We start from the raw sequence: 19,614 nt of genomic DNA on the forward strand, positions 1-19,614 counted from the left end.
CGCCGCCTCGCTCGCGTAGCGATCGCTCGACCGGCAACGAAGCTCCTGCTCAGCGGTCACGCTGCGTTTCGGCAAAGCGACTCTCCAGCACATCGAGCGCGCGCAGCCGAGCGAAATGCAGCAACGAGGCCAGGTGCTGTCTGGGCGAATCGAGCACGATGGGAAACAGCAGCAGGCGCCTGCGCCAAGGCGCGAGGCCGGGCCACCGAAACTGCAGCACGCCCTCGTGCGAAGCGGTCACGCGCCGCACGTAGCGCCGGCGCAGCGTCCGAGGTGACAGCCCCGCGAGCGTGGCCTCGGGCACTGGGCTCGAGAAGCGCTGGCGCGCAGAGGTGAGCAGCAGCCAGAGCGCGATGCAACAGCCCCACGAGCGGGCGCGCCCCGACAGCACATCCCAGCGGATCGGAAACGCGCGGATGAGACGATGGGCGTCCTCGATGTTGCGCAGATCCGCATCGAGCCCGTGCCCATGGACGGTGCGGTGCAGTGCCAGGTGCAGCAAGCTGTCCTCGGCGCACAAGCGCCGGACGGGCTGCCCCGAGAGCTCGCTGGTTTGCGCGCGAGCAAACAGGCCCTCGAGATCGATCCGGTAGCGGACAGGATGAATCAGGTTGGTGTGGATCTCGACCGGAACTGGACGGGCGGCAGCGCCCGAAAGGAAGGTACGCTCGTAGAACTGGCGCGCTGTGGCGGGGCGACCTGGCGGCGGCCTGATTCGATAACCCAGGCCTTGCAGAGCTGCGACCGAACGCTCCTGCTCGTCCGGGTGAACCAGCAGATCGATGTCGGTCACCTTGCGTTCGCCCGGCTCGTAGATGCTTGTCCAAAACGCCGTGCCTTTGAGCAGCAGCGCATTGACCTCTTGGGCCGACAGCGCGCAGAGCACCTCTGCCAGCTGCGAGCCTACGAGCAGCTCGACCCCGACGCGCGTCCAGCGCGGCCGTGATGGACTCGGATCGCACATACGCTGAGGTCCGGCCTGGAAAGCGCGGTCAAGCCGTTGGCGTGCCGCGCCCGCCAGTCCCGTCGCCGGCGAGGCCCCGCTCGAGCGATTCCAGCCCGCGCAGCACGGCCAACCGCAGGACGATCGATCGCGACACACGGCCCACGACCATCATCTGATCGTCGTCGCGCAGCTGTGGGATCAGGCGGTCAGCGCGCTCAACCAGCGACTTCGGCAGGCGCAAGGTAACGATGGTCGAGTCTGCCATTCACAATCTCCGCATGGGTTGGGTATCACCCTCGAGTCTGCCGTCCGTCGTCTCGAGCGAACTACTCACCGCTGGGACAACACCTCGTTTCACTTTAACACGGCTGCCTGCATTCTCGTAAAGGTTACCCTGCAGCGGAACGATCAGCCCTGACACGAGAAAATCACATATTGGGTGGAAAAGGGGCTCCTACAACCCTTGTTCAAGTCGCCGCTGGGTGAAATCGGCATCGGTCACCGACGGCTGGTTGAAGCGCACGCCGTCGAACTCGAGCACGGTGGTCGATTCCACCTTGCCCTTGCGCACAGTACGTACGGCGATGCGGTGCGCCATCCAGATCCCATCGACTTTGCGCAACTGGGTGAACTTCAAGTACTTGAGCTTGCGCCCTTCCATGACCCAGGCCTTGGACTGGACGGGCATCAGCTTCGACTTGCTGATCCACTGGTGGACCTTGAGGTAGCCGGTTTCCTTTTTCTCCTTGGCGGTGCGCGGCCGCGCTTCGATCACCCAGCACTCCTCACCGTCGACCCGAGCCGACGCCTCGAGCAGCTTGTAGTCGTACTGAGCCACGTCCCGCTTGGTCATGTCAGCGTAGCTGATGTCCGTACCCAGAAACGAGCGCGACTTCTCGGACGTCGAGATACGCGTAGAGCGATGCAGGCTGGGCAGATACAGCCACTGATCGTCGTCCTTTTGACCCGCGTCGTAGTCGATCGTCAACAGCCCCGTGTTGCGAACGTCCGCCGGTGCCTCGAACAGCATCAGGGTCTTGCTGCCCCCTGGGAAATCCATGGAGCGTGTCCTTAGCGTGCGGACTCGCTTGCGACCGCTCGGATCGCCCAGCGTCATGGTCATGCGCGTCACACGCTTGTTGCCGTCATCGCGGTCGTTGACAGCTTTTGCAATCGCCCGCGGGTCGCGCGTGCTCGGTTCGATCGCATAGGCACGGGGCACGAGCGCAACGGCGAGCAGAACAAGCAGCAGGGGATGCACTCCGATCATCCTCGGGCACTCGCTAGCCATTTGCAGCTCCCTTCATCTGGTCGGCCGGCACCCGGGCGCGGGCAGCCTATGGTACTCTGGTCGCGCTTCAGCAGCAGCGTGCAATCCAGTTCGTCGCCAACCGATACGGAAGCAAACTCGGTCGTCAGGACCTGTCGGGACCCTGCCGGGCCCTGGCGATCGCCTCGCGCGCCTCGTCAAAGGCCTCGGGGCTCTCGACGCTGACCCGCGGCACCGCCCTGTCGATGCGTGCGAGCAGCGAGCTCAGCACGCGCCCGGGCCCGATTTCGACGAAGACCGAGGCGCCTGCTTCGAGCATGCGCTCGATCGACTGCTGCCACAGCACCGAGCGGCTGACCTGACGCGCAAGGGCGTCCCGGGCCGCCTCGGCACTGCGCACGGTCTCGGCATCCACATTGACGACCACGGGCCAGGCCGGGTCACGGAAGTCGGCCTCGCGCAGATGCGGCGCGAGCCGCGCTTCGGCCGGTCGCATCAGGCTCGAGTGGAAGGGCGCGCTCACAGCCAAGGGCCTGAGCTTCGCACCGAGCGCCTTGATCTTGATCCCCGCCCGTTCCACAGCCGCGGCCTCGCCCGCGATGACCAGCTGCCCCGGGCAGTTGTAGTTGACGACTTCGACCGTGCCGCCGGTCTCGGCGCAAGCTTTCTCGATCGCGCTCGCGTCCCCGCCGAGAGCGGCTGCCATGGCGCCTTGACCCACGGCAACCGCCTCTTGCATGTACTGACCTCGGCGGCGAACCAGCTGAATCGCGTCCTCGAAACGCAGCGTGCCCGCAGCCACGTGCGCCGAGTACTCGCCCAAGCTGTGCCCCGCCGCCAGGTCGCAGCGTTCGCCGAGGGCTCGAAAAAGTGCGATCGAAGTCGCAAGCAGCGCGGGCTGCGTATTGACGGTAAGGCGCAGCTGCTGTTCGGGTCCACGAAAACACAGCTCGGAAAGCGACTCGGACAGCACATCGTCGGCGCTGGCGAACACCGCCCGCGCCGCCGCGCTGTGCTTGGCCGCCGCCTCGCCCATACCGACTTTCTGCGACCCTTGCCCGGGAAATAGAAAAGCAACTTTGCCCATCACAAGCTCATCTACCCATCAAGCTCATCCATAGCACTTCCGTGTGCCCAAAACCCGCCACGCCGCCTGCAGCATACGTTCGGCGCGCTCGGACCGCGGCCCCGCCATCCCGGCTCCGCCATCATTGCGAGTCAGGGGGGGGCGTGCCCGGAAGCGCTCCCTCGATCACGTAGCTGAGCGCCTGAACGACCTGTTCCGGGGTTTGCGCCACGACGGCTGCTGCGGCGTCCACCTCTTTGAGCGCGTGGGTCAGGCTGGGATCGTGCAGCACGATGACGGACTTGCCGAGCGCCGCTGCATAGCCCGCGTCAAAGGCTGCGTTCCATTGCCGGTACTTCTCCCCGAAGCGCACGACCACCGCGTCGGCGCGTCCGAGCAGCGTTCGGGTGCGCACCGAGTTCAGCTTGGCACCCTTGTGGTCCTTCCAGAAAGCCTCGCTTTCGGGGCCCAGAATGCTCACGCCGCAGTTGTCGCTGCTGGCGTGATCGGTGATCGGTCCGGTGAGCGTGATCGGAAGACCCGCACGCTCGACGGCGGCCTCGATGCGTTGTCGCCAGTCGGTGTGGATCTCTCCGGACAGGTAGACTTGCCAGTGCTCCTTGCTCATGTTGACCTCATACGAAATTCAGGTGTTCTGGCGGCGCTCCCCTCGCAGCACGCAGCTGTACCAAGCCCTTCATGTGGGCATCAAGGGTCTCGTTCACCTTGTGCTGAAGGCACAGCGAGCCGCACATGACCTGCGCGTTGAACTCGGGCGAGGCGAGGTAGTTCATGACTTCCCAGTAGCGGTCGCTTGCCCAGATGTCCTTGAAGCGTTGCTCGCAGATGTTGCCGATATGCAGCTTCTTGTAGCGTTCGTTGAAGAGCATCCCGCAGGGGGCCACGAGCCCCGACCCGGAAAGCTGCAGCAGAAAAGGGGGGCCGTAACAGCGCTGATAGGATCGTTTGCCCTTGGCCTCGATCTTCGACCACTTTACCACGACCTTGTATTGCTGATCGGACATCGCTTCGGCTTCCCGAAAGCGGTCGTACAGGGACTCGTAACCCTCGTAGTCGACACCGAGCTCGCCGTCCTCGCTGTCGGAGCAGTGCTTGAGCACGAGGTAGTCGGGCTGAAGCCGCTTGCCCAAGCGGGCCAATGGCAGGATCTGATCGCCGTAGCCGGGCATGACGACCATCTGCATGCCGATGGTGACCGCGAGGCCGTTGCGTCGCTTGATCTCCATCATGTCGCCGATGTTCTGGCACACGCGATGAAACCACGCTTCCTTCACGCCCATGATTTGCGCGTAGCGCCGCGGCTCACCAGCCGAGATGTTGACGCGCAGGTAGGTCAGGCAAGGCAGCAGCTCTTCGAGCTTTCGGCGCGTAAGCGCCAGGCCGTTGGTGCCCACAGCCATGGCCAGGCCGAGCTCATGACCCCTGCGCACCGTATCGACGAAAACCGGGGAAATCGTGCTCTCGCCGTCCGAGACCAAGCTGATGGCCTTGACCCCGATGCTCGCGCAATCCTCCAAGAAATCGAAGATGACCTGGCGCGTGATCGGCCTGCGGTCGTTTTCCTGAAGCATGGCGTAGCAGTATTCGCAAGCGAAATTACAGGCCCGCGTCAGCGCCATGTCGATCGTGATCGGTGCGATGCGCTCGCCGCGTTCCCAAGCGGCGACGCGCTCCATGTGCCACGCGATCTTGGTACCGTCCAAGAGCAGCTCACCGGCTGGCGCCGTCACGGGGCCTCCTGCAACAGCGCCAGGCGCCGCAGCTTGTTGCGATCCTTGAGCTCGGCCAGCAGCACTTCAAGCCGCGGGTCGATCTCATCCCGGATGGCGCGCTCGATCCTCATCGCGAGCCCTGGTTTCTCGTGTTCGGCAATCAAACGGGACATGCGCAGCACCACGCGCACGTCGAGCTGGATCGCGAGGACCTCGATACGCTCGGGATGGTAGCCCAGGGGCCCGGCGTTGCGGGTGATGCTGCGCCGCAACGAAGCCAGCCGTTCGGGCTCGGACATGGCGAGCCAGCCGGCGCCCGGCAGCCGATCGTGGAAATTGGCGACCTCGTGGTTTCCCGTTTGCTCGCGGTAGCGGGCCGCGGCCAGCCGCAGCAGCTCGAGGGGCAGCGCGAACGCGGGATCGGCGGCTTGTGGTGTGACGATGCCAGGCACGGGGGGCGGCTGCGCGCGATCGCGCAGCGTGTGCTCGAGCCGGATCACGCCGTGGTCGCTCGCTTCCTGAAGCGGCAGGCCGAGACACAGCGCACACAATCGGTCCAGCAGGGCCCGCTCGAGGGCGTTCCGCGTGCCCGAGAAACACGCGTCGCGGACTACCTGCGCCCGCGTGTCCACCACCAGCCACAGCGCAACCGAGCCGACCTCGCCGCGCACCGTGAGCGAGCCGGTGCTTTCCTTTGGCGCGCGCTCGAAGCCGATGCGCGACAACCCTTCGCCGATCGCCTTGGCATAGACGTCCCCCATGCCAAGGCGACGCCCGACGTGCGCCGGGCGTGCCTGGGCGGTCTCGGGGGCGCCGTGGAGAGCCGTCCTGGTAGCTGCCCGCTCCCGTGGGCGCTGCGGGACCGATCGCCGCGGCGCACGAAGCGCATCCACGGCGAGCACGACGCCGTCCTCGAGTCGCACCAGGCGCACCCGGCCGAACTCGCGGGCTGCTTGTTCCAGCTCCGCCAGGTCCATGCTGGCGGTGGTGGCAGCGCCCATGCGCAGCGTCAGCTCGGGCCTGCCGAGCTCGGCCGCCGCGTCCAGCATGTTGGCGACGCTGCGCATCGGATCCTCGTCGGGTACCCACAGCTCCAGGTAATCCGCGCTCGGGCCGAAGCCGCGCAGCTTGGTGGCGAGCCCGCTACGGTAGTCTGCACAGAGCTGGTCGAAGTCGAGTGCGGTCCCCAGCCGATCCTGATCCAGCGTTTCGGTCATGCGTAGAACCCGTTGATCGTGCGGCACACGTACTCGATATCGTCGCCATGCAAGAACTGGTGAATCGGCAGCGACAGAATCCGCTGCGCCTGGCGCTCTGCAGCAGGGAAAGCGCCTTTCTTGTAGCCGAGCTCCGTTGCCGCCGGCTGTAGATGAATGGGCACCGGATAGTGGACCGCGCTGGCCACACCGCGGCTTGCCAGATGCGCTTTGAGCTCATCGCGCCGGTCCACCTGAATCACGAACGTATGGTAGGTGTCGATAGCTTGCTCGCGCCAGGCGGGATGCTTGACGTGGCGATCATCGAGCAGCTCGAGGTAGCGGCGCGCGTTGGCACGCCGGTCCCGAAGCACGGCATCCAGTCGCTGCAGGCGATACCGGAGCACCGCCGCCTGCAGGTTGTCCAAACGCGAGACCACGCCCCATTCGAGCGCGCTGTCGCGGTCCACGAGGCCATGGTCCCGCAGCCTGCGCAGCCGGGTGGCCAGCTTCGCGTCGCGGCACAAGACGAAACCCGCATCGCCGACGGCATTGAGGTTCTTTAGCGGGTGCGCGGAAAAGCATCCGAGGTGTCCGAAGGTGCCGGCAGGCTGACCTTTCAGCGTGGCTCCAAAGGCCTGAGCCGCGTCTTCCACTACCTTCAGATCGTGGCGCCGGGCTATCTCCACGATGGCGGGCATATCGGCGCTGCGACCCGTGAGGTGAATGGGCAGGATCGCCGCGGTGGCCCGGGTGATGGCCGCCTCGATGCCCGAGGGATCGATGTTCTGATCCTCTCCCACGTCCACGAAGACGGGTCGCGCGCCGGCGTGCACGATGGCGGCCGCCGTGGAAATAAAGGAGTTGGGCGCCGTGATGACCTCATCGCCCGCGCCGATCCCCAGGGCACGCAGCCCGAGCAGCAGGGCGTCCGTTCCCGACCCCACGGCGACGGCGTGCTCGACTCCAGAGCGGCGCGCGACGGCTGCTTCGAAGCGAGCGATCGCTTCGCCACCCACCCAGCAGCCCGAGGCGAGCGCCTGTTCGATGGCGGCCATGAGACCTTCACGCTCCTTGCGAAACTGCGCCCGCAGATCGATATAAGGGATCCGGCGCCACTCTCCGGGGGCTTGGCGGTCTGTTCTAGCTGCTGCCCGCATAAAACTCCTTGACGGTCTTTACGACGTAGTCTTGCTGCCGGCGGGTCAGGTGCTGATCGCACGGGAAGGTAATCATGGAGGCAGCATGGCGATCCGCGACCGGGAAGGCACCGGCCCTGTAGCCGAGAAACGCGAGACCCTTCTGGCGGTACAGAGGCACCGGGTAGTGGATCTTGCACTCGATTCCCTTGTCCCGGCAGTAGCGGTACAGCTCGTCTCGATTCTGGGCGAAGACGACATAGAGATGGAATACGCAGCGCATGCGAGCGGGGCGGGCCGGCAGGCTGATCTCCGGCAGCTGCCCTAGTTGCTCGTCGTAGTAGCGCGCGTTGTCGATCCGTTGGGAGGTGATGTTCTCGGCCTGTCCGATCAGCCAGTTGCCGACCAGCGCCTGCAGGGTATCCAGCCGCGAGTTGCAGCCCAGCAAGGCGATTTCGTCCCGGCTGGTCATGCCATGGTTGCGCAGCAGTCCCAAGGTGTTGGCGAGCTCGTCGTCGCCGGTGACGATCACTCCGCCGTCTCCCCAGACGTTCAGGTTCTTGAGCGGGTGCAAGGAGAACGCGCCAGCGGTGCCCCAAGTGCCTGCGCGGCGCTGGTCGAGCTCGCCCAAAATGGCCTGACAAGCGTCTTCGACGACGGGAAGCCGGTTCTTCGTGGCAACGGGCATGAGCTTGCGCATGTCGGTCATGGCTCCCGTGTAGTGGACGGGTACGATGGCGCGCGTCTTGTCGCTGATGACGTCTTCGACCTGGTCGACGTTCATGCAGAAGCTGTCGTCGCAGTCTACGAACACCGGGCGCGCCCCAAGCTCGGCAATGGCCCCGGCCGTGGCGACGAAGCTGTTGGCGGCCGTGATGACCTCGTCGCCAAACCCCACACCGAGCGCTTTGAGGGAAAGCTTCAGGGCGTCGGTTCCGGAACCTACTCCAAGCGCGTGCCTGCTGCCGATGAGCTCGGCGAAGCGGGCTTCGAAACGGGCCAGCTCGGCACCGAGCGTGAAGTCACCTTGCTGCGCCAGGCTCCGTATGCGATCGAGCAGATCGTCGATCTCCGAAAACTGCTGAGGCAAGTAGGAGTAGCGAACGTGCATCACGGGGCTCCGATCAAAAGGGGCCTTGAAAGGCCGGATGCGGGACATCCAGCGGCAGGTCCTCGCGCTTGCTCACGAGCGTTTCGCAGACCCGCGCAACCGTTTTCTCGCTCAATCCTGCGAGCTTGCCTGCGGCGCGAGCCAGGTCGGGAGAACGCGGATAGTACTCGGCTGCAAGGGCTCGCGAGCTGGGCGTCGGGTGCTCGGGCAAGCCCATGCGAACCGGGGCGGCCTCGAGACGGGCGAAGCAGGCTTCGGATACGCGGGCGGTGACCTCGGCACCGATGCCGAGATTCTGAAAGCCCGTGTCGACGCACAGGAGCTTGCCGGTTCGCCTGACCGATTCGTAGATCGCGCTCGGACGGAGCGGACTGAGCAGGCGCAGGTCGATCAGCTCGACCTCGCAGCCTTCCCGTGCAAGGGCATCTGCGGCCTGCAAGGCTTCGAGGGTCATGTAGGAAGTTGTGACCAGCGTCAGGTCGCGGCCCGGGCGTATGCACCTGGGCCCGTCGAGCGGCAAGGGCGTGCTGCCGGCGGGGACATGGCCTCGCACGTAGTGCACCCAGCGGTGCTCGATGAAGATCACCGGGCCGTCGTCCGCGATCGCACCAAGAAGCAGTCCCTTCGCGTCGGCAGCGCTGGAGGGCATGACCACCTTGAGCCCGGGAACCTGGGCAAACATGGCTTCGAGGCTCTGGGAGTGGGCGGGACCCTGGCCCCAGCCGCGTCCCACGATCAGGCGTACGACCAGGGGCACTCGGTGCCTGCCGTCCGAAACGTAGTGGAGCTTCGCGGCGTTGTTGACCAGCTGTTCCATCGCAAGCAGGCAGAACTCGACGCGCTGATGGATCACCAGCGGGCGCTGCCCGAGCAAGGCCGCACCGATGGCGATGCCGGTAAACGCCGCCTCGGAAATGGGCATCTCGAGCACGCGCTCTCGGCCGTAGCGTTGCCAAAGCCCTGCGGTCGTACCGAAGATGCCCTTGGGATCGAGCGCGCCTTCGCCCATGACGAAGACAGCCGGATCGGACTCGAGCGCGATCGCCGTGGCTTCGAAAATGGCCTGAGCCGCTGTCAGCATGCGGGTTTCAGGCATAGACCTTGGTCCTTGCATGGGCCGGGTTCGGAAAGGGAGCACGCTGCGCCGCCGTGAAGGCGGTTTCGATCTCGCGCTTCAGTTTCAGCAGCAGCTCGCATTCCAGCGCCGCGTCCCACAGCTCCCGGCGTTCGAGCCACGCCTTGAAACGCTGGATCGGGCACTGCGCCTTCCAGCGGGCGAGCTCTCCCTGAGGCCGGTAGCCCAGCTGGTCATCGCACTGGGGGCCGCAGTGCTCGAGCCAACGGTAGGTGTCGACGCACACCAGGCCCGGTCCGCCTCCGGATCGGGCGCGCTCGACAGCCTCCGTGCTCCGGCGATAAACCTCTAGTACGTCGTTGCCATCGGCGCGCCGGGCGGGCAGCCCATGCGCCGCCCCGAAACGGGTGAGCTGCCCGGACGGCTGGCGGTCATCGATGCGCGTATAGACCGAGTACAGGTTGTTCTCCACGAAGAACACGATCGGAAGCCGATGGGCTGTAGCGAAGTTGGCGGCTTCGTGGGCAACGCCCTCTTCCAGAGCCGCATCTCCCAGAAAGGCCATGCAAACGCGGCGCTGCGCGCGTTGCCGAAAAGCGAGGGCCACCCCGACGCCGATGGGAATCGAGCTTGCCACGATCGGCACGCTGGCCAAGACACCTGCCGCGTCGTCGAAGAGGTGCATGGAGCCGCCACGGCCGCCACAGCATCCCGTGACCTTGCCGTAGAGTTCTGCCAGCATGGCCCCAAGGTCGCCTCCTTTCGCCAGGTAGTGGCCGTGGCAGCGGTGCGTACTGACGATCTTGTCGTCGGCTTGCAGCGCCCGGCAGGCACCGACCGCGCTGGCTTCCTGCCCGATCGACAGATGCACCGGGCAGCGCATTTCCTGTTCGCCGTAGCGCCCGGCGATCGCCTCCTCGACCAAGCGAATGCGCCGCATTTGGCGGTAGACCCCGCGCAGCCCATCGTGGGACAGCCGAGCCGGGTGCTGGGGAAGCGCTTCGTGCACGATTAGTGCAGCCTCGCTTCTTGCATCCGTTTGATGTTGAAGTAGCGGGGATCTTCGAGGGAGTTAGGTACCTTGCCCGCCCGGAAGGCCCCCCGCAGATCGCGCACCGCGTCGGCTATGCTTCTCGTGGGGCTGAAGCCGAGCTTTGTACGCGCCTTGGCCGAGGACACGCGGTAGGAGCGTCGATCTTCGCTTGCTGTCACTCGGATGCCGACATCGGCGTCTAGGGTGTCCCGCACGGTTTCGGCGATCTCGATGAGACTCAGGTTGTCCGAGCCCACGTTGAAGATCTCGTTGTCGATCCTGCTGGCGGGCTGCTCGAGGAGATATAGATAGAAATCCACCATATCGTCGATGTGGATGTTGGGTCGGAGCTGCTCGCCACCGAACACCGTGATCAGGTTCTTGCTGATGGCGTGGTTGGTGAAGATGTTGACCGTCAGATCGAGACGCAGTCGAGCAGCATACCCGCACACCGTGGCGGGACGGACCGTGACCGCCGTCAACCCATCGCTGCGCCTATCGTGCAGAATGTCTTCGCACAGCGCCTTGTAGCGCGAGTAGTCGGTGAGCGGCTTCGGCTCGAGCGCTTCGGTGATGTCCGGCTCGTCGCGCAGGCCGTAGACGCTCGACGAGGAGGCATACACGAAGCGTCTCACGCCCGCCTCTGTGGCGCTCTGAAGCAAGGGCTCGAAGGCATCGAAGTTGATCGACTTGCCGAGCCTGGGATCGAGATCGTAGGAGGGGTCGTTGGAAATGCAGGCGAGGTGAACCAGGGCGTCGGCGCCGCCGAGCGCTTGCCGGACCAGTTTGGCGTCGCGCACGTCGCCCTCGACCTCTCGCAGGCGGTCGCCGCGATAGGCCCTGAAGACGTCTCGGCCATACAGGTACAAGTCCATGACGGTTACCCGGTAGCCGGCATCCAGCAACCGCGGCACGAGCGCAGAACCCACGTAGCCTGCACCGCCGGTGACGAGCACGTGCTCGAACAGACGTTGGCCTCGCAGCATCAGCGGGCACCGGATCCGATCGAGGCGACCGAGCCCCCCGCGTCATCGAAAATCGGCGCGCGCAGGGGCCGTCGCGGTTCTCGGCTCGACTCCGCCCCCAGCTTCCGAGTCAGCCAGCTCGTGATCAGGTGGGCGACCACGGCATGTGCTGCTTCCGCCGCACCGTAGTCACAGACCGCGACATGAATCGAGCAGTCCGCCTCGGCCAGCGCTCGCCCGCCGTCGAAGCCGAGCCAGGCCATGCTGGTGAGCTCGAGACGCCGTGCCCACTTCAGCGCCTCCAAGACGTTGGGGGAGTTACCGCTCGCGCTGATCACCAGCAGCACGTCGCCCGCAAGCGCCAGGCCGCGCAACTGTTCGCCAAAGACGCAGGCGTAGGATTCGTCGTTAGCCCAGGCGGTCAGCGTGGCCACGTTGTCGCACAGCGAGCGCGCGCGAAAGCGCTTCGTCTGTTTACGAGGTTCGCGGCCGCACGTGGTCTTTTCGAGATCGCACGCGAAGTGACTTGCCAGGGACGCGCTGCCCCCGTTGCCTGCGACAAAGACCTGGGCGCCGCGCCGATAGGCATCGAGGAGCACGAGCGCACAGCGCTCGATGGACTGCGCGGGGATTGCTTGGAGCGTTTCCGAAAAGGCTGCGACATAGTCGTGCGCAAATGTTGCAGGTGATGCGAGCGACTCGGATGTTGTAGGCGTCACGCGATTCTCCACTGGCCGAAGCGGCCGCTGTCGAAGTCCTTGCGGGCCGACTTCAAGCGCTCGGGCGAGTCCACGGCGCAGCGATAGCCCGCAAGCGATTGAGCCCAAAGATTGCCCGCTGCGGCCCAGCGAGGAAATGCGTCCCGCGGCAGGTCCTGCGCCTGCATTACGTCGAGCTCGTCGAGGGCGGCTTGAGACAGCACGCACAAACCGGAAAAGGCCCAGCTCCCCTCGGGATCGGCGAAGGGTGGCGCAACCCGGGGCCGCTCTACAAAGCGCTTGACGAGGCCGCGCTCGTCGACATGAGCGTAGCTGTTCGACCCGCGGCGCCGATGGACGAGCAGGGTCGCAAGCGCGCTCCGCTCGCAATGAACGCCGAAGAGCGACGCGAGATCGTGCTCGGTGAGCACGTCGCCGTAGTGGACCAGCAGCGGCCCGTCGTCAAAGTGCTCGCGCAACGCCCGCAGCGTGCCGGCCGTTCCTAGTGGACTCTGCTCGTAGCTGAAGCTGATCGCCAGGCCATAGCGCGCACCGCTGCCTAGATGGTTCCTGAACTGCTGGGCGTGGTGGTGCAGATTCAGATGCACTTCGCAGATGCCGTGTCGTGCCAAGGCGCCGAGTATGTGCTCGACGATGGCTCGGTCCCCAACTTCCAGAAGCGGCTTCGCGCGGTCGGCGCACAGCGTGCCGAGCCGACGGCCATAACCGGCACACAGCACCAGCGCCTTCATGGCTGCATCTCGAGGATCAATGTCGCAGCCTGCGCGAGATCCTTGCAGACATGGTTTGGATCCACGGCGCAAAAGCCGCCGGTAACCTCGATCAAGGGATCGTTGTGGCGACCTGTCTGTACCTGGATCGTGTGGCAGCCCATCCGCCGTCCGGCCACTACGTCGCTCGGACGGTCGCCCACCATCACGCTGCGCCGGCAGTCTATGCCGAGCTCTTGCGCGGCACGCTCGAGCAGGCCGGGTGCGGGTTTACGGCAATTGCAGTCGCGACGATAGCTGGGGATCGACGCTGCGGGGTGATGTGGACAGAAATAGAAACCATCGAGCTCCGGCCCCCCGCAGGCACGTATCGTTCGCTCAAGCCGGGCCTGTCGCCTGGTGACCCCCACCTCGTCGAGCAGTCCGCGCGCTACCAGCGTCTGGTTGCTCACGACCACCAAGCGATAGCCGGCTGCCTTGAGCTTGGCCAAGGCCCGCGCGGCGCCCGGAAGCAGGCGAAGATCGCGATTGGGCCACGGAGACCCGGCATCTTCCACCAGCACGCCATCCCGATCCAGAAATACTGCCTTGCTCGATGCCGTTGATCCTGAGGAGGGCACGTGTCTACTGCTCGGCGGCCGTCTGTGGGATGGTTGCCCTTGGAAGCAGCCTCCGCACGCTTTCGATGAGCACCGACTTGCGGATGGATGCACTGTTGCCGAGCACCGAAACGGCTTGCGCGCCGGCCAGGTTGCCGAGGAAGCCGATCAGCTCGGGTGGCAAGCCCGCGGCCGCCGCCGCCGAGGTGAGTGCCAGGACGGCGTCACCCGCCCCGATGCGCTCGAGCACCGTAGCTGCCAGCGCAGGGCAACGGTGGCTGCCTCCATCCCCGGTCACGAGCAAGGTCCCCTTTCGACCCAGGGTGACCAGGACCGAACGTGCCCCCAGCCCTCGCACCGTTCTGGCCGTGACTTCAGCCAGGTCGCCGAGCAAGTCGCGCGCGTCAAGACGCAGCTCGCCTTCGTGAAGGCACGCGTAGTCGGCCCGACGGTACTTCGAGATCGTGTGAAAACCCGTGTTGGCCGCGTTGAGCTGAGTGTTGACCGCCAAAAAGCGCGCGCCCTCGACCAGGCACTCGATCCCTCGCCTCGTCAGCAGGCCGTGACCGTAGTCCGCGCAGACCACCGCATCGCAGCGCCCGACGGCACCAGCCAGCGCAGCGCAAAAGGCGTCCTCGTCCGAAGGCTGCAGCTCGGACGCGTTCATGTGATAGACGCCCATCATCTTTGCCAGCGAATAGGCGTCCAGGTAGCGGCGTTTGACGATCGTCGGTGACCCGGACTTGGTCGTGAAATGGGCCCTTATCCCGGGGCGCAGCGCGGCGCGCACGAACGACTCGCGGCGATCGAACTCCCCGAGCGCACTGACAACCTCTACGTGATCACAAAACTCGGACAGATGGTTCGCGACAGCGATCACGCCTCCACCTTGCTCCTCGCAGGAGTGGAAGCGCGTCACCAGCATGGGTTCTTTGCCCGACTTCCCGATCGCGTCGCAGTAAGCATACTCATCGATGATGGTCTCCCCCACCACCGCGACCTTGATGGAGCGCAGCGTTTCGACCTCGGCGATGACCTGATCTGCGCTGAAGGCACGCCCCAGGTCGCGCAGCAAGCGGCCTTGTTGCCTGCCCAAGGGCGCGATGCGCTGGTGGGATTCCACCACTGCGTTGCCTCGCCTCTTGAGCGTGAAAAGCTCGCCGCCCACGCTGCTGAGCGCATCCAGCTCGGCGGGGCTCGGTCCACCGTTGCTGCCCGCGTAGCCGTACACGTCCGGCTTGAGCTGTTCGATGATCTTCGCGCCGCATTGCCAAGGCACGAGCCCGATGAAATCGATTCCTTCCGTGGCCAGGGCGTACTGCAGGCGTTCCAGCTCGCACAGGCAGCCCGGTTCGCGCCGGTCGATCGCCCGGTCCTCCGGCACCGTGGCCACCACGATCTCGCTGGACCAACCGAGCGCGAACAAAAAGCGCCGATCGACGCTCTGCTTCCCATCGAAGAGGCTGTGAACCAGCCCCACTCGGCGCCCTTGACGCTTGAGCCGCGATACCTCCCTGGCAAGCGCACGAAAGGGCAGGACCTGAGGCTGCTGGCTCACGCCTGCCCTCGCGCATCGTTTGCCCGGAGTCGCTCGGTCGCCTCCAACGCGCCCTGCACCCGCGCCGGCCGAACCGGAGCGCCGGCGCGGGCCAGGCACGCGAACCAGGAGCGGGTGGCCTCCTCGATGGAGTCAGGTGTCCACACCGGCGACTCGCGCCAGAGCTCGATGTTCTTCAGGAGGCTGGCTACACCCTGTTCGATGGAAACCCGCGCTCGCCATCCCAACAGTGACCGGATCTTGCTCACGTCGGCCTGTGTGCACTCCGGCTCTCCAGGCCTCTTGGGTATGTGAACAGCGTCGCCGCCCAGAAGCTCGACGATGCGGTTTACGCTCACTGGAGCCCCTGTTCCCACATTGAGAGCCTGCCCGCACAGCTGGCTCTTTGCGGCCATGACAAGAGCGCGCACCACGTCGGAAACGTGGGTGAAATCACGACGCTGCCGGCCATCACCGACAATCGTATAGGGTTGCCCTGCGATCTTTTGAGCCAGAAACACACCAAACATGGCACCGTAGCTACCGTGCGTTCTCGAGCGGGTCCCGTACACATTGAAAAGGCGAAGCGAAAGCGCCGGAACGCCATAAACGTGCGCCCAGTGAAGCACGATCTGCTCGCCAAGATACTTCGAGAGCGCATAAGGGTACTCGGGTCGACAGGCAGCGGTTTCCGGGGTCGGCAGCTCGGTCGCCATCCCGTAGCAGGACGATGACGCGGCGTAGACGAGACGCGGCACGGACGCTTTGCGGGCAGCTTGTAGCACCCGCAAGGTACCGACGACGTTCGCCTCCATGTAGTCGTCGGGTCGCTCGATGGACGGTACGATATCAGCGAGGGCGGCAAGGTGGTAGACGTGGTCCACGTCTTTGAACAGCGGTTCGAGGCGACCACGATCACAAATGCTCAGTGGGTGGATATGCGGAGGTGTATTACCCCGCAGGTTGGCCAGGTTTTCCCGTCTCCCTGTCGAAAAGTCATCGATCACATGAACTTCATGTCCATCGAGGAGTAGATGCTCCGTCAGATGGCTGCCAATGAACCCCGCTCCACCAGTGACCAGCATCTTGCCCACAAGCAACCATCCCGGATCTTGCCCTATTGGGCTAGTAATCGATCCAAAGAAAACCTACTACATCCCGCGACATCTTCCCCCTGGATCGGCGTTCATCTACCTGATAGGGTCCCGCTACCATACCGGATTGTTGCATCGGACTCAAACGCTTCAGGAGCGCGCCGGCGAACTCGGCGACCCCCCTGGCCGCGGCCGTGGTCGTTCCGTGGCCCTAGCTACACGCTGGTGCGAAGGCGGGGGAGGTTTTTCAACGATTCCGGGGTCGGATGGCCGAGCGGCGGTCCGAAGTTGCGCTCCTGGGGTGCCATCGCGGGATGCCTGCTGATTGAAGCCAGCCTCGAGCGCGCGGGGTACGGGAAGCTATAGCAAGCTAGCCGAGCTGCCGCAGCACGCGTTCGACCTGCCCCACGTAGGTGCCGCCGAAGAGGTTTACGTGTACCATCAGTGGATACAGCTGATACAGCGCAACACGGCGAGGATGGCCGTCGCTCAGGGGATAGGCTTCGGCGTAGGCCGCAAAGCAGCGGGGAGAGAATCCTCCAAACAGGCGCATCATGGCCAGATCGACTTCGCGGTGGCCTCCGTAGACTGCGGGGTCGATCAGGCAGGGCTGTCCCCGCTCGTCGACGTGCAGATTCCCGCCCCAAAGGTCACCGTGCAGACGAGCCGGCGGTTCGGGCGTGCCGGCCAGCTCGTACATGCGCTCGAACACACGTGGAAAGCCCTCGCGCATGCGTGCGGACGCGAGGTTGCGCTCCTGCGCCAGCCGCAGCTGGGGCTCGAGCCTGCGGGTCACATAGAACATCGGCCAATCCGGACAGGTCCGGTTGTCTTGCGCTAGCGAACCGATGAAGTTGTCGTGATCCAGGCCAAACTGCTCGGCTCCAAAACGGTGCAAGGCGGCGAGCCCGCGACCCAGCCGCTCCCCGAAATCCCGGCATGGCTGCGCGGACGCCAGCTTCTCGAGTACCAGGAACGAACGGTCGTGAACGATGACCTCGGGTACTCGCAGGGCTGCCGCCTCCGCCAGCCAACGCAAGCCTTTCGCCTCGGTCGCGAACATGTGCTCCGGAGCACCGGGGTGTGCCTTGAGAAACAGGGAGCGCCCGTCCGCGAGCTCGATCGAATACGCTTCGTTGATGTCTCCGCCACAGATTCCCCGAGCCCCTTGTATCGGGCTGCCCAGGCTTCGTGCTACCGCGTCGCGCAGGTCCTCACGCACGCTCGTTGCCCGTGGCGATATGCACCCGCACGATGTGGTCAAGCAGACCCCGACAACCGGCAAGGCAGATATCGAAAACGCGATCGAAGCCGCCGGCGCCTCCATAGTAGGGGTCCGGCACGTCCATGTCGTCGCTGGATGCGGGATCGAAGGAGCGCAGCAGGTGCAGCTTGTCCGCTTCGGCACGAGCACGCGCGAGCCGCTGCAGTTGTTTCAGGTTGCTCCGATCCATCGCCACCACGTACTCGAACCCGCTGAAGTCGCTGCGCACGAATTGGCGTGCGGTGCTCGTGAGCTCCACGCCGCGCTCGCGGGCGATCTGTCTACTGCGTCGGTCGGCCGATTCGCCGACGTGGTACGCGGACGTGCCAGCGCTGTCGACGTGTATCCTGCCTTCGAGCGAGGCCCCTCGCACGAGATGGGCCATGATGCCCTCGGCCGTGGGCGAGCGACAGATGTTGCCCAGGCACACGAAACAGATAGCGACCACTAGCGGTACCTCTAGCACAACCAACCGGCGCCCGTAAGACCGGGCGAGGGGCGGCCCCGCGCGGTACGGATCGCCGCCGGCAGCTCCGGCATCGTTTCGTCGATCGGCTAGTTGGCGGAGAAACCCGGATCGAACGTATTTGCAAGGGGTGCTAGCGGCTGATCAACACCTTGCTGGCTCGCGACGGAGCGCCCGCGCTGGCCACCCCGTGCCAACCCCGTGGCACTTGCGGCCACGTGCGTTCAAACACATAGCGGGCATCGGCGGGCGATAGGTTGATGCATCCGTGCGAGCGCGGCAGGCCGAATCCCCCGTGCCAAAAGGCGCCGTGAACGGCGATGGAGCCCTGGAAGTACTGCGCGAAGGGCACATCCTCGATCCGATAGCGATCGTCGCCCAGATCGGGCCCGAGATCGCTCATCGTTGCCGTCACGTGCTTGGCGCGTATCGTGAATAGGCCCTGTGGTGTCTCGTGCCCGGCAAGTCCGCTGGATATCAGGGTTGCGAAGACGGGGGCCGCTCCCTGGTACAACACCAGAGTCTGCCGACTGAGATCCACGTGAAGCCAGGGCTCGCCGGGGCCGACACCGCGGGGCGGCGTTACCTCTTCGGCGACGGCGACGAACCAGAACCGCAGGTAACGGCCTCCCTCGAGCTCGTGAAAGACCTGACCTCCGATGCGGCGGCGCCCGAGCCAGGGGACCCGCGTCTGTCGGGCGATGGGTCGTGCCTGCGGGTCGGTCACGAGCTCAGGAGCACCCGCGTCCGAGTCACGAAGGCTGAGCGGGCGCGCTCCGCGCACAGCCCAAGCGATGGGCAGGGTATTGCCCTTGTCGAGCACCATGCCCTTGAAGGTCGACCCCTTCCTGGGCAGCAGGCTCGCCCTCTTGACGTAGTGCCCGCGAACCGTGCGTACGAAGTGCCGAGCCTCACGCGCTTCGACTCCGACGGCCGCGACGAAGAAACCGCGTTGAAGCAGCCCGTGGACGACCGCAGGGCGCTCCGGCTCCTGCTCGAGCTCACCGGCCAGCAGGCGCGCGGCCGCGTGGGTGTCGTCCCGCTGCAGCTGCAGGTAGCGGTCCGAGAAACGAAGCGCGGCCCGCTGCTCGCTTCTGGAGGGAAGGCGGTGGTATTCCGGCACAGCTTGCTCCTTCACGAAGTAATAGTCGTACGCTGGCTCGATAGGGGATCGCAGTCCAGATTCGAGCTGCGGTTCGGATTCGAGCTGCGGCTCGGATTCGGACCGCAAGGCGATGCCCTCGCCCAGGCACACCCAGCCGCGCGGATCGAGCTCGTGCCAGCCCGAGCTGCAGGTTGCGGAGCGGCGCCGATCGGGTTTCAGACGCACCGCTGCGCCGCGGCGCAGCCAGCCCCATACCGGTGCTTCGGGCCTGGGCAGCGCACGCACCCTGAGGCGAGTCCCCGTCACGAGCCCCGACAGCGGAAAGTCGCGGTGAGCCGGCTGCGGAACCGGGCGAGCCGGTGTCGCCCCAGGGGTCTCACTTCCGGGCGACGCGGCGGAAGAGGTCTTGTTCCGGGCGCCCGGTAGGACGGTCGTGCTCCGGGGCTCGCCGCTGTCGCCATCGCACCCGGACGAAATCGCGATCAAGGTCAACAGACCCAGCGCACCGGCCGGTACCTGATACATCCGTGGGCTCTCGAGCACGTGGTCCTGCGCGATAAGGGTCCGTCCCAGAATAACTGGTCGA

General features: G+C 65.4%; 20 protein-coding genes. All 20 read right to left on the minus strand.

Annotated features, from left to right (window positions below):
- Positions 1-49: 49 nt before the first annotated feature.
- The 20 genes from MJD61_07915 to MJD61_08010 all read right to left on the minus strand — a co-directional run bounded on the left by MJD61_07915 (position 50) and on the right by MJD61_08010 (position 19,553).
- The gene (locus MJD61_07915; GenBank protein MCG8555200.1) at positions 50-964 is read right to left on the minus strand and encodes a nucleotidyltransferase family protein; all 915 of its coding nucleotides are present in this window, start codon (positions 962-964) and stop codon (positions 50-52) included.
- A gap of 28 nt (positions 965-992) precedes the next feature.
- The gene (locus MJD61_07920) at positions 993-1,211 is read right to left on the minus strand and encodes a hypothetical protein (GenBank protein ID MCG8555201.1); all 219 of its coding nucleotides are present in this window, start codon (positions 1,209-1,211) and stop codon (positions 993-995) included.
- A 189-nt stretch (positions 1,212-1,400) separates the two neighbouring features.
- Positions 1,401-2,237, minus strand: a complete 837-nt coding sequence (locus MJD61_07925; GenBank protein MCG8555202.1) for an outer membrane lipoprotein-sorting protein — start codon at positions 2,235-2,237, stop codon at positions 1,401-1,403.
- 124 nt (positions 2,238-2,361) lie between these two features.
- Positions 2,362-3,303 (minus strand): ACP S-malonyltransferase, encoded by a 942-nt coding sequence (fabD, locus tag MJD61_07930; protein MCG8555203.1) that lies wholly within the window; start codon positions 3,301-3,303, stop codon positions 2,362-2,364.
- Between the two features lie 121 nt (positions 3,304-3,424).
- A complete protein-coding gene (locus MJD61_07935) occupies positions 3,425-3,910 on the minus strand; it encodes a YtoQ family protein (GenBank protein MCG8555204.1) in 486 nt (161 codons plus the stop codon).
- A gap of 7 nt (positions 3,911-3,917) precedes the next feature.
- Entirely contained in the window at positions 3,918-4,979 is a 1,062-nt protein-coding gene (locus MJD61_07940) for a radical SAM protein (GenBank protein ID MCG8555205.1), read from the minus strand.
- 50 nt (positions 4,980-5,029) lie between these two features.
- Positions 5,030-6,232, minus strand: coding sequence for a hypothetical protein (locus MJD61_07945; GenBank protein ID MCG8555206.1), 1,203 nt, complete (start codon positions 6,230-6,232; stop codon positions 5,030-5,032).
- Entirely contained in the window at positions 6,229-7,371 is a 1,143-nt protein-coding gene (locus MJD61_07950) for a DegT/DnrJ/EryC1/StrS family aminotransferase (protein ID MCG8555207.1), read from the minus strand. Before MJD61_07950 ends, MJD61_07945 begins: the two co-directional genes overlap by 4 nt.
- Positions 7,355-8,461: a DegT/DnrJ/EryC1/StrS family aminotransferase gene (locus MJD61_07955; GenBank protein ID MCG8555208.1), complete on the minus strand. Its 1,107-nt coding sequence runs from the start codon at positions 8,459-8,461 to the stop codon at positions 7,355-7,357. Before MJD61_07955 ends, MJD61_07950 begins: the two co-directional genes overlap by 17 nt.
- A 13-nt stretch (positions 8,462-8,474) precedes the next feature.
- Positions 8,475-9,557 (minus strand): alpha-ketoacid dehydrogenase subunit beta, encoded by a 1,083-nt coding sequence (locus MJD61_07960; protein MCG8555209.1) that lies wholly within the window; start codon positions 9,555-9,557, stop codon positions 8,475-8,477.
- Complete coding sequence (locus MJD61_07965) at positions 9,550-10,545, minus strand: thiamine pyrophosphate-dependent dehydrogenase E1 component subunit alpha (protein MCG8555210.1); 996 nt, start codon at positions 10,543-10,545, stop codon at positions 9,550-9,552. Before MJD61_07965 ends, MJD61_07960 begins: the two co-directional genes overlap by 8 nt.
- 2 nt (positions 10,546-10,547) lie before the next feature.
- Entirely contained in the window at positions 10,548-11,555 is a 1,008-nt protein-coding gene (locus tag MJD61_07970; GenBank protein ID MCG8555211.1) for an NAD-dependent epimerase/dehydratase family protein, read from the minus strand.
- On the minus strand, positions 11,555-12,253 hold the full coding sequence (locus MJD61_07975) for an SIS domain-containing protein (protein MCG8555212.1): 699 nt from the start codon (positions 12,251-12,253) through the stop codon (positions 11,555-11,557). Before MJD61_07975 ends, MJD61_07970 begins: the two co-directional genes overlap by 1 nt.
- Positions 12,250-12,984, minus strand: a complete 735-nt coding sequence (locus MJD61_07980; GenBank protein ID MCG8555213.1) for a nucleotidyltransferase family protein — start codon at positions 12,982-12,984, stop codon at positions 12,250-12,252. Before MJD61_07980 ends, MJD61_07975 begins: the two co-directional genes overlap by 4 nt.
- Positions 12,981-13,583 (minus strand): HAD-IIIA family hydrolase, encoded by a 603-nt coding sequence (locus MJD61_07985; GenBank protein ID MCG8555214.1) that lies wholly within the window; start codon positions 13,581-13,583, stop codon positions 12,981-12,983. Before MJD61_07985 ends, MJD61_07980 begins: the two co-directional genes overlap by 4 nt.
- 4 nt (positions 13,584-13,587) lie before the next feature.
- On the minus strand, positions 13,588-15,120 hold the full coding sequence (locus MJD61_07990; protein MCG8555215.1) for a PfkB family carbohydrate kinase: 1,533 nt from the start codon (positions 15,118-15,120) through the stop codon (positions 13,588-13,590).
- Positions 15,117-16,184 carry an SDR family oxidoreductase gene (locus MJD61_07995; protein MCG8555216.1) on the minus strand — a complete coding sequence of 356 codons (1,068 nt, stop codon included), beginning with the start codon at positions 16,182-16,184 and terminating at the stop codon, positions 15,117-15,119. The genes MJD61_07990 and MJD61_07995 overlap by 4 nt, the downstream gene beginning before the upstream one ends.
- A gap of 379 nt (positions 16,185-16,563) precedes the next feature.
- Positions 16,564-17,415 carry a fructosamine kinase family protein gene (locus tag MJD61_08000; GenBank protein ID MCG8555217.1) on the minus strand — a complete coding sequence of 284 codons (852 nt, stop codon included), beginning with the start codon at positions 17,413-17,415 and terminating at the stop codon, positions 16,564-16,566.
- Positions 17,408-17,905 (minus strand): low molecular weight phosphotyrosine protein phosphatase, encoded by a 498-nt coding sequence (locus MJD61_08005; protein MCG8555218.1) that lies wholly within the window; start codon positions 17,903-17,905, stop codon positions 17,408-17,410. The genes MJD61_08000 and MJD61_08005 overlap by 8 nt, the downstream gene beginning before the upstream one ends.
- A 151-nt stretch (positions 17,906-18,056) precedes the next feature.
- Positions 18,057-19,553, minus strand: coding sequence for a L,D-transpeptidase (locus tag MJD61_08010; protein ID MCG8555219.1), 1,497 nt, complete (start codon positions 19,551-19,553; stop codon positions 18,057-18,059).
- Positions 19,554-19,614: the final 61 nt, after the last annotated feature.

The sequence above is a fragment of the Pseudomonadota bacterium genome (assembly GCA_022361155.1).
Lineage (GTDB): Bacteria > Myxococcota_A > Polyangia > Polyangiales > JAKSBK01 > JAKSBK01.

What these genes read in the sequence shown, in the direction of transcription:
- MJD61_07915 (MCG8555200.1), bottom strand. Translation starts at nt 964, where the DNA reads ATGTGCGATCCGAGTCCATCACGGCCGCGCTGGACGCGCGTCGGGGTC.
- MJD61_07920 (MCG8555201.1), bottom strand. Translation starts at nt 1,211, where the DNA reads ATGGCAGACTCGACCATCGTTACCTTGCGCCTGCCGAAGTCGCTGGTT.
- MJD61_07925 (MCG8555202.1), bottom strand. Translation starts at nt 2,237, where the DNA reads ATGGCTAGCGAGTGCCCGAGGATGATCGGAGTGCATCCCCTGCTGCTT.
- fabD (MCG8555203.1), bottom strand. Translation starts at nt 3,303, where the DNA reads ATGGGCAAAGTTGCTTTTCTATTTCCCGGGCAAGGGTCGCAGAAAGTC.
- MJD61_07935 (MCG8555204.1), bottom strand. Translation starts at nt 3,910, where the DNA reads ATGAGCAAGGAGCACTGGCAAGTCTACCTGTCCGGAGAGATCCACACC.
- MJD61_07940 (MCG8555205.1), bottom strand. Translation starts at nt 4,979, where the DNA reads ATGGAGCGCGTCGCCGCTTGGGAACGCGGCGAGCGCATCGCACCGATC.
- MJD61_07945 (MCG8555206.1), bottom strand. Translation starts at nt 6,232, where the DNA reads ATGACCGAAACGCTGGATCAGGATCGGCTGGGGACCGCACTCGACTTC.
- MJD61_07950 (MCG8555207.1), bottom strand. Translation starts at nt 7,371, where the DNA reads ATGCGGGCAGCAGCTAGAACAGACCGCCAAGCCCCCGGAGAGTGGCGC.
- MJD61_07955 (MCG8555208.1), bottom strand. Translation starts at nt 8,461, where the DNA reads ATGCACGTTCGCTACTCCTACTTGCCTCAGCAGTTTTCGGAGATCGAC.
- MJD61_07960 (MCG8555209.1), bottom strand. Translation starts at nt 9,557, where the DNA reads ATGCCTGAAACCCGCATGCTGACAGCGGCTCAGGCCATTTTCGAAGCC.
- MJD61_07970 (MCG8555211.1), bottom strand. Translation starts at nt 11,555, where the DNA reads ATGCTGCGAGGCCAACGTCTGTTCGAGCACGTGCTCGTCACCGGCGGT.
- MJD61_07980 (MCG8555213.1), bottom strand. Translation starts at nt 12,984, where the DNA reads ATGAAGGCGCTGGTGCTGTGTGCCGGTTATGGCCGTCGGCTCGGCACG.
- MJD61_07995 (MCG8555216.1), bottom strand. Translation starts at nt 16,184, where the DNA reads ATGCTGGTCACTGGTGGAGCGGGGTTCATTGGCAGCCATCTGACGGAG.
- MJD61_08010 (MCG8555219.1), bottom strand. Translation starts at nt 19,553, where the DNA reads ATGTATCAGGTACCGGCCGGTGCGCTGGGTCTGTTGACCTTGATCGCG.